Origin of the sequence: Tatumella ptyseos ATCC 33301 (assembly GCF_000735525.1) — a bacterium.
GTDB lineage: Bacteria > Pseudomonadota > Gammaproteobacteria > Enterobacterales > Enterobacteriaceae > Tatumella > Tatumella ptyseos.
The window spans coordinates 1-16149 of sequence record NZ_JMPR01000031.1 but is presented as its reverse complement, the minus strand read 5'-3'; the positions used below and the strand labels follow the sequence as shown (position 1 = coordinate 16149).

At 50.7% G+C, this 16149-nt stretch carries 15 protein-coding genes and 2 pseudogenes; 3 read left to right on the top strand and 14 right to left on the bottom strand.

Annotation, left to right across the window (positions count from 1 at the left end; translation table 11 throughout):
• Positions 1 to 13: 13 nt before the first annotated feature.
• A complete protein-coding gene (locus tag GTPT_RS16735; RefSeq protein WP_029990463.1) occupies positions 14 to 886 on the bottom strand; it encodes a TonB family protein in 873 nt (290 codons plus the stop codon).
• A 727-nt stretch (positions 887 to 1613) separates the two neighbouring features.
• Entirely contained in the window at positions 1614 to 2726 is a 1113-nt protein-coding gene (locus tag GTPT_RS08965) for a glycerol dehydrogenase (RefSeq protein ID WP_029990462.1), read from the bottom strand.
• A 646-nt stretch (positions 2727 to 3372) separates the two neighbouring features.
• Between GTPT_RS08965 and GTPT_RS17480 the strand changes: the two genes are divergently transcribed.
• On the top strand, positions 3373 to 3549 hold the full coding sequence (locus tag GTPT_RS17480; protein ID WP_156022688.1) for a hypothetical protein: 177 nt from the start codon (positions 3373 to 3375) through the stop codon (positions 3547 to 3549).
• 80 nt (positions 3550 to 3629) lie between these two features.
• On the opposite strand, the gene GTPT_RS08955 is transcribed toward GTPT_RS17480, so the two are convergent.
• The 3 genes from GTPT_RS08955 to fetA form a co-directional block, all read right to left on the bottom strand.
• Complete coding sequence (locus tag GTPT_RS08955) at positions 3630 to 4943, bottom strand: DNA cytosine methyltransferase (protein ID WP_029990458.1); 1314 nt, start codon at positions 4941 to 4943, stop codon at positions 3630 to 3632.
• Between the two features lie 358 nt (positions 4944 to 5301).
• Complete coding sequence (fetB, locus tag GTPT_RS08950) at positions 5302 to 6075, bottom strand: iron efflux ABC transporter permease subunit FetB (protein WP_025901378.1); 774 nt, start codon at positions 6073 to 6075, stop codon at positions 5302 to 5304.
• Positions 6062 to 6766: an iron efflux ABC transporter ATP-binding subunit FetA gene (fetA, locus tag GTPT_RS08945; protein ID WP_029990456.1), complete on the bottom strand. Its 705-nt coding sequence runs from the start codon at positions 6764 to 6766 to the stop codon at positions 6062 to 6064. Before fetA ends, fetB begins: the two co-directional genes overlap by 14 nt.
• A 235-nt stretch (positions 6767 to 7001) precedes the next feature.
• On the opposite strand from fetA, the gene GTPT_RS08940 reads away from it, so the two are divergent.
• Positions 7002 to 7925, top strand: coding sequence for a ketopantoate reductase family protein (locus GTPT_RS08940; protein ID WP_029990455.1), 924 nt, complete (start codon positions 7002 to 7004; stop codon positions 7923 to 7925).
• A gap of 102 nt (positions 7926 to 8027) precedes the next feature.
• On the opposite strand, the gene GTPT_RS08935 is transcribed toward GTPT_RS08940, so the two are convergent.
• From GTPT_RS08935 to dacD, 5 genes are all read right to left on the bottom strand, one after another.
• Complete coding sequence (locus GTPT_RS08935) at positions 8028 to 8651, bottom strand: glutathione S-transferase family protein (RefSeq protein WP_071780114.1); 624 nt, start codon at positions 8649 to 8651, stop codon at positions 8028 to 8030.
• A 345-nt stretch (positions 8652 to 8996) separates the two neighbouring features.
• Positions 8997 to 9731 (bottom strand): 2-phosphosulfolactate phosphatase, encoded by a 735-nt coding sequence (locus GTPT_RS08930; RefSeq protein WP_029990453.1) that lies wholly within the window; start codon positions 9729 to 9731, stop codon positions 8997 to 8999.
• Between the two features lie 333 nt (positions 9732 to 10064).
• Entirely contained in the window at positions 10065 to 10403 is a 339-nt protein-coding gene (locus GTPT_RS08925; protein WP_025901383.1) for a DUF496 family protein, read from the bottom strand.
• A gap of 153 nt (positions 10404 to 10556) precedes the next feature.
• Positions 10557 to 11615 carry an FUSC family protein gene (locus GTPT_RS08920; RefSeq protein ID WP_025901384.1) on the bottom strand — a complete coding sequence of 353 codons (1059 nt, stop codon included), beginning with the start codon at positions 11613 to 11615 and terminating at the stop codon, positions 10557 to 10559.
• 142 nt (positions 11616 to 11757) lie between these two features.
• Positions 11758 to 12927: a serine-type D-Ala-D-Ala carboxypeptidase DacD gene (dacD, locus tag GTPT_RS08915; protein WP_025901385.1), complete on the bottom strand. Its 1170-nt coding sequence runs from the start codon at positions 12925 to 12927 to the stop codon at positions 11758 to 11760.
• Positions 12928 to 13459: 532 nt separating this feature from the next.
• Between dacD and GTPT_RS08910 the strand changes: the two genes are divergently transcribed.
• Positions 13460 to 14044: a sugar O-acetyltransferase gene (locus tag GTPT_RS08910; protein WP_051170760.1), complete on the top strand. Its 585-nt coding sequence runs from the start codon at positions 13460 to 13462 to the stop codon at positions 14042 to 14044.
• A gap of 46 nt (positions 14045 to 14090) precedes the next feature.
• Here the strand turns inward: GTPT_RS08910 and GTPT_RS17805 are convergent.
• The 4 genes and pseudogenes from GTPT_RS17805 to GTPT_RS08895 all read right to left on the bottom strand — a co-directional run.
• Positions 14091 to 14225 (bottom strand): annotated as a pseudogene (locus GTPT_RS17805) (N-acetyltransferase); the annotation flags it as partial.
• Positions 14226 to 14326: 101 nt separating this feature from the next.
• On the bottom strand, positions 14327 to 14713 hold the full coding sequence (locus GTPT_RS08905; protein WP_025901387.1) for an HVO_A0114 family putative DNA-binding protein: 387 nt from the start codon (positions 14711 to 14713) through the stop codon (positions 14327 to 14329).
• Positions 14714 to 14717: 4 nt separating this feature from the next.
• Positions 14718 to 15083 (bottom strand): toxin-antitoxin system TumE family protein, encoded by a 366-nt coding sequence (locus tag GTPT_RS08900; protein WP_029990451.1) that lies wholly within the window; start codon positions 15081 to 15083, stop codon positions 14718 to 14720.
• A gap of 213 nt (positions 15084 to 15296) precedes the next feature.
• Positions 15297 to 16072, bottom strand: a pseudogene (locus GTPT_RS08895) (terminase); the annotation flags it as partial.
• Positions 16073 to 16149 lie beyond the last annotated feature (77 nt).

Below are 16149 nucleotides of genomic sequence, written 5' to 3'. Positions count from 1 at the left end.
TGATAAAAATTTATTAATCCGCCAGAGCCACCGCCCCACTGAGTTTAAAAATTATCGTGACGGTCTGATTTTCGGCCGCAGCCCCCTTCTGATAACGCCAGCGGGCGATATCTTTATAAAGTCCTCCGCTGAATACACCGGCGGGATTTTCTTCTGTGATCCGGACATGAGTAACCGTACCGTCCGCAGTGACATCAAAGCGCAGTTTTACTCTGCCTTCGACGCCCAACGCTTTCGCACGCTGCGGATAATTGACCCTGCGGGTTAAGGCTTTGACGGTGGCATGAGGATGTTCCCCGGCACCTGCACGGGTCGTCGCTGTATTACCGGTACCGGCATTTTCCGGGGGAACCCGGGCAATATTTTCCAAAGAAGCTCCGTCAGACATTGCCCTGCTGGCAAGCCGGGGTTTCGTCACCCCGGGCGGTCGTCGCTGAACAGAAACAGGTTGTGTTCTGCCGGCCACCCGGGGCCGGGTAACCGCGACACTTTTTCCGGTGGAATGCGCTGCCCGCACCGCCCGGGAAGGCTTCTCTGAGGCGTGTGGGATCTTTTTCATGGCCGGCAAGGCCACTGTGCCGCGCTCACTGACCGGTAATGGTGATCGTGCCGGGGTCCCGACAGTCACCGGCAATACTTTCGGTGGCAGTCGTTCGGGAGATTGCGGGTTCACCTGTACCGCGGTGAAGACCGGAACGGCAGAAGAAGCGTTGCTCTGTCCGCCTCCGCTCATCAATACCCGGGAGGGCGCATGAGAAATCATGGCAAAGATCAGCAGTGCATGAACCCCCACAGACATCATCACAGACACGTTAACCGTTGCTTTCCTCCGTGCATCGGCGGCGGAGACTTCCCCCCCGGCTTCAGGAATCCACAGACTACACAAACTCGCCTTCCTCTTACCGACGGTGCAGGGACTTATCTGTCGTGATGTCATCCTGAAAAAAGACTCAGAAAAGATAAGACTGCATTACCTAAAAAATGATAATGAGAATTATTTTACAAACGATAATCAATTGCAATAAAAAACATTACATTCAGATACAAACAGAAATAAATGATGTTTTAACGAGCGATTTTTTCGCCCTGCTGCCTGTTATGTCGCCAACGTGCTCTGCATAACGTCAGGGAGTTATGGACATGCACCGATGACCTGGCAGCAGAATCCGTTCACACCGGCGTGTGATACGGCCGGATCATTCGGTGATTTTATTTATCAATATTACCCGGTGACAGTAAAAAGCGGACCGGAAATGGCGAGGCAGGAAAGCGCAAAATAGCGACTAAAAATGAGCAATTCAGCGGTGAAAGGCGTAATGACGGTGCGCTCTGATACGTTTTGTCATGCCCTGGCTGACGACAAACGAAGACCGAAAACAGCGACTGAATCATCCGACCGCGAGTTTACGCCGATATTTTCATCAGGGTGTGAGTGACTGTGAAGCCGGCTTACGGAGGAAAGCATTTGCTCCCGGGAAAGGAACTGCGGTTTATGCGGCAAAAAAAATCCACCGCCCGGTTCAGGGTCAGCGGATAAGGATGACGGGGGTCACAGAACAGCTATTTCACCGTCGCGGGCCACCCCAGAGATGGATTATGACGGGAGGCAGAAATCAGCCTTTCATCCGGTGCGCTATCGTATTGGCAGTCACCATCGCGTTATATACATCATCGACCGTCAGTTCCATCGGCATATTGTTCATCGTGTCGCCCGGTGCACAGGCAATACGTGCAACTTCACGCCATTCAGATTCGACAAATGTTTTCAGGCCCATATCTTCCAGTGTCAGCGGGAGTTTTGCCGCTTTCACAATACGCACCACATTGTCCCACTCTTCCTGCGGGGCATTTTCCAGCACCAACTGCGTCAGCAGGCCAAAGACCACTTTCTCACCGTGCTGCGCTTTATGCAGATCAGGCACCACTGACATGCCGTTATTGACTGCATGGGCCGCCGCCAGACCACCCGCCTCGGCCCCGACACCACTCAGATAAATCGTCGCCTCAATGGTCTGCTCCAGCGCCGGGGTGGTCAGGTGGTTAGCCACAGCGTCCATAGCTGCATCGATATTTTCACTCAGCAGACGGTAGCATAGCTCAGCCAGCCCCAGTCCGGTTCTTGACGGTTTATGCAACACCAGGTTAATGCCATCCGCCGCATAGCAGGCACGGGCCTCAAAATAGGTCGCTAACGCATCGCCGACGCCAGCGGAGAAGAAGCGCAAAGGGGCGGCTGCGATAATCGAAGTATCGGCAACCACGACGTCCGGGTTCTGCGGTAAGTACAGATATTCGTCAAACTCTCCGCTTTCGGTATAGATGACCGCCAGAGCAGTACAAGGCGCATCGGTAGAAGCAATCGTCGGAAACAGTACCACCGGCAGTTTCAGGTAGAAAGCAACCGCTTTAGCGGTATCGAGCGTTTTACCTCCGCCGACGCCGACAATGACATTCGCTTCGCTGGCACGGACACATTCCTGAAGACGGTCGATCTCTTTCCGGCAACATTCATAGCGGAACTTCTCAGCACATCCTTTCAGTCCGGCAGCGTGGAGGGCCGGCAATGCCTGTTCCTGCACTTTTGGCAGAATAAATTCATCGGTAATGATCAGGGTGTTATCGCCAAAATCTTTCACGAAGTCATCGATTTTCGACAACATATCGGTGCCAATAAAGAATTTTTTCGGTGATGTTACCGTTCTTGGTAATTTAGTTTCTTTAATCATTTCAGCTTCCCGTCATGTGACCTTTAATGGGTTTATGATGGTGATATTCTCTCCCTCTCATATTGATCGTGATCATAAGCGGGTCTGTTTATTTGCCTTATTTATCGATAACACTGCCGGACGACAGAACAATCACCGCACAGAAAAACGATATTCCGTGTCCCGAACCCCCGGAGAAACTGAACGTAACACAATGAATAATAACATTATTAAAAGAAGGTGCGGAGCCAGATAGCGGTTATAATGTCGCGCGCATTTCCTGTCTGCATCGCCGGCGATGGAAATAAAAATCCCGACATTTCTTCCCCCTCTGTATGCTGTCTTTTCTCCTTAGGCTTATAAAAATAACTCAGGAAATAAATTAGCATCCATAAACCTGCACTCCCTCTGCGGGGCATTTTTCTGCCAATGGCATTCCGAAAGATGCCGGAAATGTACCGGAGGTGATCAAAAGGTTCTCTTCTGACATAAAAATGCGACTACGGCAGGGCTGATAACGATAGATACCCTCGCCATCACACCCGGCCGGGGCCACTGCCCTGCGGCTGACCGCACTCTGTTTAATGGCAACACTTCAGGCAGGCTCCGGACGGACGGATAATCAACGTGATGGCTATAGGTTTACGGATCGGAAGGGATTCATAGGGTGCCGAAGGCATCGGCAGGGACAGTCAGTGGCATAACACTGGCCATTGCGAATATTTCATCGGCACTGTCATCGATGCTGTCCGGCGGGCCTGGACGGCCCCCGGGAATATCACTGATGTTTATTGCCACCAGCCGTATTGCGCCGGACAGTACGCTGGCAATGGTGGCTCTGTAGTCTGAAAAAAACATGGCCTCAGGCAGGTTATATCGATACGGTGCCTCGCACCGTTATCGAATAACAGAGGTCCGCCCTTCTCATTCGCACCGACGTAACCGGCTGGCGGCTTCCAGCGCACTGACCATCTGTCCTGCCAGCGCAGCGATAACGTTCATGCAAACGGAATTACCGAACTGTTTATAAATCTGACCATGTGAAACGGCATCAACGATAAAATCATCGGGGAATCCCTGTAAACGGGCACACTCTTTCGGCGTCAGTTTTCGCGGGTTTTTCCCTTCAGCCTGCTGTTCAATCAGTATTTCTGAACCGTCTTTATAATACCTGGCGCTAAGAGTATTGGTGTACTCACTGTCAGCGTTAAACAGGCTGTAACCAAAGCCGTTTCCGCGCTGCTTGTGAGACGAACGCCTTTTCTGGTGGCCGAGCCACAGTTTATCGGACAGGGTATAAACGTCTTTGCCTTTTCTGGCAATCAGTGCCGCCAGTTGCTGCGGTTGCAGTAAAATGTCACCCACCCGGGTCGGCGTACAAGGCGGTTCCGGCCACCGGAAGACCTGGTCGAAATCAACACCGCTGAAATAGTCTTTATCAAAACCGACAATATAAACCCGCTCACGGTTCTGAGGCGCGCCAAAATCTCCCGCACGCAATACCCGGAAATCGACCCAGTAGTTCAGCTTTTCAGACAATGCCCGCCGGGCCTCTTCACTCATCGGGACATCATCAGGAATAGCCTGCACATGCTTACCCTGTAAAATATCGATAATGGTTTTCAGGGTGCGGCCTTTATCATGTCCCCGAAGCTGTTTAACATTTTCCAGCAGGAACGCTTTTGGCTTTTTCGCGGCCAGGATGCGCTGAATTTCAAAAAACATGGTTCCGCGGGTATCACTGAAGCCCTGCTTACGCCCGGCGAGAGAAAAAGCCTGACAGGGGAACCCGCCCAGCAGCACATCGTGATCGGCAATCTCCGTGGCCCTGACCCGGGTGATGTCGCCGACCGGCATTTCTCCGTAATTGGCCAGATAGGTTTTCTGGGCGTATTTATCCCATTCCGAGGTAAAAACACAGTGCCCGCCCAGGCGCTGAAAAGGCAGGCGGATCCCGCCGATTCCGGCAAACAGATCAATAAATGTAAACCGGCTTTCCGACTGCGGTGGCTGCCGGAAAGGCGCTTCCTGTGCATGTTTTTGCAGTTTTTTACCCATGTTCAGGATAGCCTTCCGTTTGGCTACGGAAGGCATAAGCTGCCCGGACTCCCATTCACCGACGGTATGTTCGCCGTGAGCAGGCATCCCAAGCACACTGGCGAACTCAGCACGCCCCAGGCCAAGCTCTTCCCTGATGCTCTTTATTTCTTCTGGTGTTGGATGTACTAAGTGGGACATTATTCGGTTACTTATGCGGTTTTCGTCCCGGAAGACTAACATCGCCCTCAAAAGCCCGCAATCAGTTATTCCGGAGTGTGACACCGTAAGGTATTTCACTCTGAAAATTATCTGCTTTGCGGATCTGGCGGGTTGCGCGCCGGACACAGAACACCCTGCATGGCTCTGCCAGCGGTGGCCCGTTATCCGGCCACCTTCGGAAAGAGGATTTACCGTAACACGATCACCGGCATGCACAGTCAGGACCAGAATATTCTGTGACTAACCTGGCACTCTTCGGTGCTGTCATCAGAGGACAACGTTCCGGGAGGAAGGAAAGCATCGCCCCCGGAGCGTTTTTACTGTGTGCAGATTAGCATTAGCGCGGGGATTTAATGACCAACTGATGGCGATCATTATAGAACCGGCGGTAGGCCAGATAGCCGGCAATAATAGTCGACAGACTGGCGGTAGATAACAGCATAAAGGTCACCATTATCTGATATTTAATCGCTTTTACCGGGTCAATTCCCGCAAAGATCAATCCGGACATCATCCCCGGCAGACTAACCAGCCCCACGGTTTTCGCTGAATCAATGGTCGGGATCATCGCGGCACGAATACTTTCCCGCAGCAGTCCCGCAGACGACTGCTTCGGGGTCGCTCCCAGACTGAGCATCTCCTGAATTTGCTGCTGTCCGCTGGCAAATCGTTGCCCCAGGTTATTGTAACAAAGCCCGACCGCAACCATACCGTTACCGGCAATCATTCCGGCTATCGGGATCACCTGCATAGGCTGAAACTCAATCGACCCGGTCAGCACCAGCACCAGTAACGTCAGGACGGCACCGGTAGTGATGGCGACAAATGACATCAGGAAAGCATTATCTATATATTTACTGCGCTTTTTGGCATTCCAGGCCGCATTGAAACAGATAAACAGCACCATTAATACCGTCAGAAAGGCATTGTTCAGGTCAAACAGATACTTTAATACGTAACCGACAATCACCAGTTGTACAACGGCCCGGAAGATACTCCACAAAATATCTTTTTCCAGTGCCAGTTTTTCCCGGTAACTGATCACAATCGCCACCAGCACTAAGGCCAGCGACATAATAAGCGATCCATTGGTGATATTATGCTGGTTCACTCGCGTCTTCCTTTGTATTTTCTGAGGGGGTTCCTTCCTGCGCTGCGGAGGGAGGCGTTAAGCGGATCACATGATCTGCATGGCGTATTTCATCCACATCGTGAGTGACCCACAGGACGGCCAGATTCTTTTCACGCACATAGTGATGAATAATATCGTTCACCTGGCGTTTATTTTTTTCGTCCAGCGCACTGGTGATTTCATCCAGCAGCAGGATCTTAGGTAAAAACTGCAGATGACGGATCAGTGAAATACGTTGTTTTTCTCCGCCTGAGAGCTCCGTTACAGGTTGATCCAGCATGTTTGCCGGTAATGAAAACCGTTGCAGTTCTTTGATCAGTTGCTGGTTATCGGCTGTTTTGCGACGCAGCATCCAGGGAAACTGCAGGTTATCGGCAACCGTATTGCCAAACAGTGACGGGGTTTGTGCGCAGTAAGATACCTGCTGACGATACTCTTCCGGCGAATAGTGCGTAATATTTTTACCGCCTAACGTAATCTCCCCGCTCTGCGGACTGATCAGTGAAGAGATAATTTTGAGCAGCGTACTCTTTCCGCATCCCGAAGGCCCGGTGATCAGAGTAAATTCACCGGCATTGAGTGTCAGTGAAATATCACGGAGGATTTGTGACCCGCCGGCCTGGTAATTTATCTTATCCACTGCCAGCAGTGGTGTTTCCTGATCCTTCATGCCTTATTATCCCGTACTGAACTGTTTTATCTATTTTAACTATTATCCCCGCACCGAAGATATGGCTTTTTTGGCCGCCGGAGGCACATCTTTACCAGATCCCCTGAGATAGCCCGCATGCCTTGCTAAATCTTCGCTTGCAGAATTGTAATAATTTCTGACCTTGCTGGCTGGTGTTTCTGGCGTCCGCCTTTTAAGGTAGAACCTGAGACTAAAACATGACAGGGGATGGAATATGCGAATACTGGTTGTGGGTGCCGGCTCTACAGGCGGCTATTTCGGTGCCTGCCTGGCACGTCACGGGCGGGATGTGACCTTTCTGGTCCGTGAAAAACGCGCTGCTGCTCTCGAAAAGCACGGGTTAGTGGTTCATGCTGATGCCGGACGTTTTGCGATACAGCCACAGTTGCTAAAGGCCGGGGAGATCAGTGGCCCGTTTGACCTGATCCTCCTCACAGTGAAGAGTTTCGGGCTCTCACAGGCCATCCATGACATTACCCCCGCGGTCGGTGAGCAGACGCTGATTTTACCGGTGCTGAACGGTATGCGACATATCAGCACGCTGGCAGAGGTGTTCGGTAAAGATAAAGTGCTGGGGGGACTGTGTAAAATCCATTCCACGCTGAATGAGCAAGGCGAAATTCTGCAAATGTCTGCGCTGCATCAGCTTTACTACGGTGAGCAGGACGGCAGTGATTCAGCACGCGTGCGTGAGCTGGATGCCGTGTTGAGTGGCTGCGGGTTTGATAACCGGCTATCCATGACCATTCAGAATGATATGTGGGAAAAATGGTTACTGCTGAGTACGCTGGGTGCCGTGACCTGCCTGTCAAGGGGCAACACTCAACAGGTCGTGCGTTCTGCCGGTGGCGGAGTACTGCTACAGAGCCTGTTCAGTGAAGTATTAGCCGTGATCACTGCCTGCGGCTATCAGCCACGCCCGGCGGTCATTGCCGGTACCCTCCAGATGCTGAGTAACCCCGAAACTCCGCTCACATCCTCTATGTACCGGGATTTAGACCAGGGGTTCTCTGTGGAGGCAGACCAGATCATCGGTGACCTGGTCGACAGAGCCAATGCACACGCCGTCCCCGTACCACTCCTGAATGCAGTGTATGTCAACCTGCAGGTTTATCAGCAAACACGGCAGGCCGTCTGACCCCTGCTGATGACTGCCCCCGGTTGAATGGTTCACAGGCAACCGGGGGATTAATCAGAAGAACAAACTCCCCCCGTTTCTGGCGGGGCACGATCATAGTCATCAACGACGATGACAACATCCCCCGGACATCTTTTTTGGGCAAAGGCGGGATAAAGATCTTCTGAATAACGGCCATTCCGTCAGGGCGTTCTGATAATGACCCGCCTGCCCCGTGAAATGAACACCATAGGAGGCCAGACGATATGCCATCACTGAATAGAAGGCATCCACTGCCCCCGGCGTCTCTCCGCGGTAGAACCCACCCCGGCCCGTGGCAAAAATAATTCCGATACGTTCGATTTCTGCTTCCGCTTCCGCGGATAACACTACCGGCGCCGTTTCACCGGAGGCAACAAATGGCATTTGCCGGCGGACTTCAGCAAAACCTGAGTGTAATTCGGCACATAAGCTTCTCTCCTCAGCCCGTAAGGCTGCCTCTGCGGAATACAGTAAGCCGGGTTTACTTTCGTTTAAGTACTCTGTGATAGACAGTGAATCATAAACAACAACATCACCGTCCCTGAGCACGGGCACCCGCCCGGTCGGTGATAAGTGTTTGAGTTCCCGCCTGCTCTCTTCGTTGCTGAGGTCAAAGATACGCAGTTCCGGGGGTATCCCGGCAATCTCCATACAGAGTAGCGCTCTCAGCGACCAGCTGGATTCTGTCCCGGCAAATAGTTTCATTTCAGGCTCCATGTTAACAGAGCTATCATTTATAGCATTCCCCTCCGATGCCACACAATAAAAATTTGTCTTTATTATCATCACATTATCTTGATATCCACCCTGCCCGCAGAGGGAGTAACAGCCATCCCTGCACAGAAGAACGCCCCCGCAAACAGGGCAGGCAGGGCGTTGCGGATCACACAACATTGACACTATGCAGCGCATATTATTTCAGAATACGTACGGGGGACATTTCCCGGAGAGAGGGTATCGCCAGGCGACGAATATGGGGCAAAGATATTCTGAAAATTTGAGCAGTGAAAATACGGGCGTATAGTTCACCATAACCTTTAAGCGGCAAATTTATGGCTGGTATTCTGCATAATACTCACCGTACAACCGGCAGGCCCATGAAGAACGATCCGTTTCCAGACAAAGCGCGACATCCTCACCGAAACCACGCTCATGTAATTCGCATGCCGACGAACACTCTGCGAGAAGCCCCGGATTTTGCTGACGGTAATGTTGCCAGGCCGATAATGCCGCCAATGATTCAGGCGAACACCTGCCCCGTCCCATAGCTTCAATGATACTACCGGCGGCAATGTAACCTTCAACCGAAGGTCGCAGACCTCCGTCAGGCCACTGTTCTCCGCAAGGCACCAGTAATATTCGCTGAAAGTTACGACAGGCTTCTGCTGTAGCCGTTCTGTTCCTGAAGCATCCACTGAAAATGGCTGCGCCCGTTTCCCTGGCCCTGAACGAAATCGCAGAGCCATTCGGCGAGGGTAATACCAGTCTCTCTCCCTGGCCTATTTTCCTGAGTGAAACCGGCGAGAGTGTGTAGCCCTCACTCCCGTGTCGCCTTTCAAAATGTGCAGTAACGGCCCCTCTTTTCTCCCCATACTCCGTTGCTGAGGCGTCTTTACGGAGATACGGATAGATACGGGCACCGTTATCGATAGCCACGCTCACACAGGTAGAAAAAGACATAACATCAATAATGACGATACAATCGGCATCGGCTGCCAGATAATCGATGGCCGGCATTCCCCATTCAAGACGAACGTCAAAGGTTGCCTGACTAAAGCAGTGCATGATGATTTCTCCGTATGAGAGTTACAAACCGGTGTCACTATCAGCTCTGACCGGAATCGGCCGTAAGGCATGATACCCTGCTTTCGGGTGATATGGCCTGAAAAGAGATGGTTCCTGTGTGACCACAGGTCGCAATCACATTGTCAGAAACTGAACATAACAGGCAGAGAGTGGGAATATCCGTCGCCCGTAGATGCGGGGGAGTATCAATCAACGCCTCAGGGTATCTGCCTGCAGCAGGTATAAAGCGGGTTCCCGGTCGTACAACCGGAGAGAGAAAACATTCTCAATGTAACGCCCGGGTCAATACCCGGGCATCGATGAAAGACGAGGTTATTTTTTCACTTCACCCTGCATCGTTTTCTGCTCGCCCATCACTTTCAGTTTTTTCGAAATATCCCGGCGTTCTTTGGAGAGATCAGCATTTCTGATGATGTATTCATCGACCCGGTCTTCATAATCACTGCGCATACTGGCGATGATCTCCTGAATCGCTTCGATACTCATCCCGGGCTTAATATATTCACTCAGGTTATCCAGCAGCAGTACACGCTTCTGATTATCGCGGACTTTTTTCTCGTTATCAGCAATTTCGCGTTGCAGCTTGTTTTTACGGCGAAACATACGGACAAATTCGAGTACGTCCTGGAAGGATTGTTTGGCATTTTCCATGATAACACCTTTGTTTGACGCCTGTTCGGACAGGCGTGAGTTTCAGAATCGGTTGGGTTCAAATGAAGTCCCGGCATCACTACTGTGACTTCTAAAACTTTTCAATACCTTATCTTAGCGCAAAGGAATGGCATTTCACACGATACTGATTGATTACTTTCGCAACACCATTCGGATAAGTTCATGTAACCGTACCAGCTGACCATGTAACTCCAGACTCAGCCAGACGTAACCATACACGGGTGTCGCTTCTGCTTTCGCATGTTCAGCCTTCGATAACAAACCGCTCAGTTCACGTTTCATTTCATCAAGCTCTGCAATGGTGGCAGAGACCTGGTCGGTTTTCCCGGTTTTCAACATCCCGGAAAGTGTACGGAACAGGTTTTCTGTCAGCGCCTGGGTACGACGCAATGTCGGTGCATTCAGTAGCAGCAGATGACTCTCCCGCGAAGCCCACCACGCATTGATCTGCATCTCCAGCGTATAGACCATATTTCGCTGGATAGTCTGGATGGCTTCAAACACCGATTTAGGAATGCGTGTCTCTTTACTGGAAGGTTCCAGCAGGGAGCGTATTTTCACACTACCGGAAGTCAGTTGCTGAATAGAGGTATTCAGGCGGGGTTTTTCCAGTAAATTCGGTGATAAACCGGTCTGGTAGATTTTCAGTGAGGCGATTAATGCATCCGACATTCTGATGCGCCAGAAGGTATAGGCACGCTGCGCCCAAATCCCGGTGAAGATGACGGCCAGCACGGATCCAAAAATGACATCCCCTCCCCGCCATAATGCGGTCAGGAAATCACCGGGCGGAGCTCCGACCACCACACCGAGGGTAATGCCGATCAGTAACGCCATATAAGGCCGTTTACCTAAGGTCAGATAACCACAGACAAACATCACAATACCGCACCAGGCCAGCATCAGCGGCAGCGAATACAACTCTATCTTCAGGGCTATCAGCCCCGATACAGAACCGGCAATCGTACCGATAATACGTTGTACAGCTCGCGGAAACACATTTCCCCAGGAAGAGATAGGCCCCATAACCACCACCAGCGTGATCAGTGGCCAGCTACCCTCAGGGATGTGTAATAAACGGACCAGCAAAAAAGACAGCAAAAAAGCAATGGCGATACGCACACCATGAACGGTCTGGTAATGGCGGTAAAGCCAGAATTCAGGTCGGGATATGGGCTTGTCAGGGCGCAAAATCATGTTCCGTTGGACTTTTCAGACCTCTATTTTTGCATATTACAAAAAAAGATCCGTTGCAATTCATGGCGGTCACCGTCGGAAAACATAAAAAACCCCGGTAAAGACCGGGGCTGAACAAATCCACAGGGCAGAAGGATTACAGTTTCTGCTTAATGTAGTCGGTGATGCGGGTAATGATGCCACCTTTAGCCACACTCTGTAAGGCGACTAACGGATAGCTGGCAATTTGTTTGTCTTTATCCATCACCTGGATTTCACCAATCGTTTGGTCCTGAGTCAGCGGAGCATCCAGCTCTTTATTCGTCAGTACATATTTCGCTTTAACATTGTTGATTTCACCACGAGGTAACGACAGATAGACGTCTTTCGCAGAACCTACATTCACCGTATGCGGGTTACCGTACCAGACATTCTCCGTTCCCAGAGGTTTGCCGGCATGGAATAATTGTACGGTATCGAAGTTGTTCTGTCCCCAGACCAGCAGTTTCCTTGCCTGATCTTCACGGCCTTTAGGGCTGTCAGCACCCATCACCACCGCAATCAGACGGTGGTTTCCTATGATATTACTGGCGATAATGTTAAAGCCGGCAGTTTCTGTATGACCGGTTTTCATTCCGTCCACATGCAGGCTGTTATCCCACAGTAGCCCGACACGGTTGTTCTGAGTAATACCATTCCATGTCATCGTCTTCTGACTGTACATGTGGTAGAACTCCGGCTCGCCATGAATAATGGCTCTTGCGACAATCGCCAGATCCCGTGCGGTACTGTACTGCCCCGGGGCATCCAGACCATGAACGGTTTCGAAATGGGTGTTTTTCAGACCGAGGTTGGCCACGACCTGGTTCATCATCGCAACGAAATTCTGCTGACCTCCGGCGACATAATCAGCCAGCGCCACACAAGCATCGTTACCTGAATCGACAATGACCCCCCGGCTCAGATCACGCACACTGATTTTATCGCCAGGCTTGAGGAACATCAGAGAAGAGCCTTTAAATACCGGATTACCTGCACCCCAGGCATCGGTACCGACGGTGACGATATCATCAGGAGAGATTCGTTTAGCATTAATTGCCCGGTCAACCACATAGCCGGTCACCAGTTTAGTCAGACTGGCGGGATTACGTCGTTCATCGGGGTTACCGGCTGTCAGCACCTGCCCGGTGGTCGCATCCATTAACACCCAGGAGGCCGCGTTGATAGGCGGTGGCGTCATTGAAACAGGGAAGGTAGTGTCATCGGCATGTGCCGCTGACGCCAGTAAAATCATACCCGATACAGTAATAAGCAGACGCCTTTTCAAGCTAAATTCCTCAATAATTTGGGTGGGTTGACAGGTTTTAGACGCCTTTTTACGGCATTTTTTCACTGCTGACATCTCTCAATTGTGAGAAAGTGTAAATCGCCAACCGGGGATATCTGCTGTCAAACGGGTTAACAGAAAACATCGTGCTATTCTGAGCCCTTTCCGCGGCGGCTGTCCGGCAATAACCTCCGCCACAGCGGGGAGTATTACCTGCCGGGGAAAGATTGCAGACTTGTCACCTTATCCCTTGAAATGAATCATTTTCTCACACCCTGAATGCCACTTTCAGCGCTGTGTGAATACCCTACGGAACAGTAAATTCGTCCGTCGTGTGGGATTTTCCCGGGGTGGGACAGGTTTAACGATTATCGCTGTCAGTGATCCGGGTCTGACTCAGGCCACGGTTCAGCAGTTCAGGATTATGCTGAGACTGATAACCGCCGGTGAAATGTAAATCCCTGTCAGAAACATAGCCTTTACGACAGAAAATGCTTAGTCTCTGAACAGCCTTTTCTGCTCAGGAGAACGTATGACGAAGATAAATAACATTACCGGGGTCCCGGATGGCCAGCTTTATGACCCGAATTATGATGCAGAAATCATCACTCGCCGGGAAGCGGCAAAGGCCCTCTGTATGCGCTATAACCAGACGGGACCGTCGCAGCGCCAAGCCCTTCTGCAGGAAATCGCCGGCAGTATCGGTAAGAGCCCCTGTATTGAGCCTCCTTTCTTCTGCGACTATGGCAGCAATATACACCTCGGCGACCACTTCTATGCGAATCACAATCTGGTGATCCTGGACGGTGCAGAAGTGAGGTGCGGTGATCATGTTTTCATTGCCCCGAATGTCGGCCTGTATACCGCCGGACATCCGCTGGACAGTGCACGAAGAAATGCCGGGCTGGAGTATGCCAAACCGATCACCCTCGGAAATAATGTCTGGATTGGTGCAGGGAGCTCTGTTCTGCCCGGAGTAACTATCGGAGACGGTGCAATCATCGGCGCCGGTAGTGTAGTATCCCGTGATATTCCCCCCAATGTGGTTGCCGTTGGTAATCCCTGCAAAGTGATCCGGGAAATCAACGAGGCAGATGCTGAAAGAACTGCGTTCTGAGCACGGATATCGCAAAACACCAGACTTAATGCCAGTGATTAAGATACTAACGATGGCCGGGGGTAAGGGTAGGAAAAAACAGTGAATTTTCATTCGGAGATTTGAGTTCGATAAAACCCGGCTTCCGATAAAACTCTTTTGCGCCATCGTTTAAAGCTTCGACAAACATGCCGCGGATGCCATCAGAAAAGAGAGATCAGATTACGACGCTAGTAAGTAACAAAATCAGCAACCCGGAAAGCAAAAGCCACCGGGAGGTAGGTTAACGAAGATTTAGTAAAATCAGGCAGCTGCTTTAGACGCGAATTTTATCTTAAGCTCTTGTTTTATTTGTATCTCGAAATCAGTGAAAAGCGCCACCGGTTTCACGCTTTTACCCTGCTTCTCAAGGCGAACGAAGCCTCTTGAGCTAAGAGTTTTTAAGGTAACCGATAAGTTACTTTTCTGTCGTCCGCTCATTTCGGCAAGCTCAGTGATTGTTTCTGGCTGCCGGGCATCCATAAGCTGTAGTAACTCAATGTTCTCATTACTTAAAACCTGAGCCAGTGCATTTACAGAGGTAAACCATAGCCTGGGCTCTCCCGGCTCAGGCTTGTACTCGCCTTTAACTATAGCAAGCATCCTTTGACGGATGTGCTCTTCAGGCATAACACCAATAAGAGCTTTCATATTTTTAACCTCGATTTTCTCGTTGTGCGACGACTTCTTCTGCCTCCCTGAAGAAGTCCTCAAGAAGCTGCGCTGCTGACAAAAACTCGTACGGGAATCCTTTATCGTGTGGAGTACGATGCCTATGGTCGTAAACTACTCTTCCTGAATAGTGACCTTTTTTAGGAGTTTTTATACCATAAGCATTGTCTATACCGTAGACGCGGGTATTGTATTGGTCGTGCAGTGTTAAGCTATACCTGATCCCATGCGGAATAAATGATGTTGGCTTAACTTCCCAGGCTTCAATTTTCCACCAATAACCATCATCCCGGTACACTGTGGAGCCATGTAGTGAAAGTAAGTAGTCTAACCCTTCATCTCTTTCCATATCGGCTTCCATTAGGTTATGATCTGATCATAACTATAATTACAACGATGTCAAACACAGCGAAGTACTTTGCCACAAAATGAGACATGCTCCACTGCCCCTTCAGCCGCTTCTCTTTCATAGCAAAATCATCATCAACTACCTTGTCGTATTTTGGCATTCAGCAACAGGATAATTTCCCCTGCCCTTTGAAACGGAAACTGAAATTGATCACTCCTTTTGGTGATATCCTTGCGCTGACCACGCAGGCAGCGCAATGCCATACTTAGCCTCAATCTCAGAGAAATAATCGCTCAGACGCTGCGGTATTGGCTCCACCGGGTCGATTGCATACTGCGGATTCTTCCACCAGGAGAAAAAGAAGAACTTCCAGTCGAGATTGTACAGCGGTTTGCCCTGCATCTGTGCTTTTTCAGCAGTCTGGCAGTAATCGAAGAAGTAACCGGCGCGACCTTCTGCCGTGCTTTCGATTGTGGTGAAGCAGTCGGTAGAAACGGCCTAGAATGCGCTGGTCACAATCTCCTGGGCTTTATCCGGAAACTTGGCGCATATCTTGCCGAATTCTGAAACATGCAGATAACGCAGCGTACTACCACGAAATGACGTGCTGATGTAGAGTGATGCGCCTTTACTGAATACCAGTTCACCGGCAGCGTCATTGCTGGCCGGGTTTGCCGCTTTGATACCGTCTGGCAGACGGTAGTAGGCGTATTTAATCTTTTCCCTGAACAGGCGTTTTGCATCATTCAGGGTATGAACTATCAGGGCGCATCTGGCAGTCTCAAACAGCGCGGCGTCCAGCTGGATGACGTCGTGAAACCTAACTGGCGGGCTTTCAGGATGATGTTGCGGTGGTGCATCCCTTCAAAGTATTCAAGCTGCTCCGGCGTCATCGTGAACCGGACGGGCTTACCTTCTTTGTCGGTAATCCAGTAAAGGTGATTCAGACGCCAGAGCTTATCCCTCAGTAATACCCTCAGTGTCAGCATAGTTGTCACCCCCTCTGATAAATCAATCTGAGGGCATGGAGTGACACATGAAACGTATTTCACCGGAACGTAAGGCT

Excerpts from the sequence above, each read along its gene's own strand:
- GTPT_RS08965 (WP_029990462.1), bottom strand. The coding sequence starts at position 2,726 with ATGATTAAAGAAACTAAATTACCAAGAACGGTAACATCACCGAAAAAA.
- GTPT_RS08930 (WP_029990453.1), bottom strand. The coding sequence starts at position 9,731 with ATGCACTGCTTTAGTCAGGCAACCTTTGACGTTCGTCTTGAATGGGGA.
- GTPT_RS08935 (WP_071780114.1), bottom strand. The coding sequence starts at position 8,651 with ATGAAACTATTTGCCGGGACAGAATCCAGCTGGTCGCTGAGAGCGCTA.
- GTPT_RS08900 (WP_029990451.1), bottom strand. The coding sequence starts at position 15,083 with ATGGAAAGAGATGAAGGGTTAGACTACTTACTTTCACTACATGGCTCC.
- GTPT_RS08940 (WP_029990455.1), top strand. The coding sequence starts at position 7,002 with ATGCGAATACTGGTTGTGGGTGCCGGCTCTACAGGCGGCTATTTCGGT.
- fetA (WP_029990456.1), bottom strand. The coding sequence starts at position 6,766 with ATGAAGGATCAGGAAACACCACTGCTGGCAGTGGATAAGATAAATTAC.
- GTPT_RS08955 (WP_029990458.1), bottom strand. The coding sequence starts at position 4,943 with ATGTCCCACTTAGTACATCCAACACCAGAAGAAATAAAGAGCATCAGG.
- GTPT_RS08910 (WP_051170760.1), top strand. The coding sequence starts at position 13,460 with ATGACGAAGATAAATAACATTACCGGGGTCCCGGATGGCCAGCTTTAT.
- GTPT_RS08925 (WP_025901383.1), bottom strand. The coding sequence starts at position 10,403 with ATGGAAAATGCCAAACAATCCTTCCAGGACGTACTCGAATTTGTCCGT.
- GTPT_RS08905 (WP_025901387.1), bottom strand. The coding sequence starts at position 14,713 with ATGAAAGCTCTTATTGGTGTTATGCCTGAAGAGCACATCCGTCAAAGG.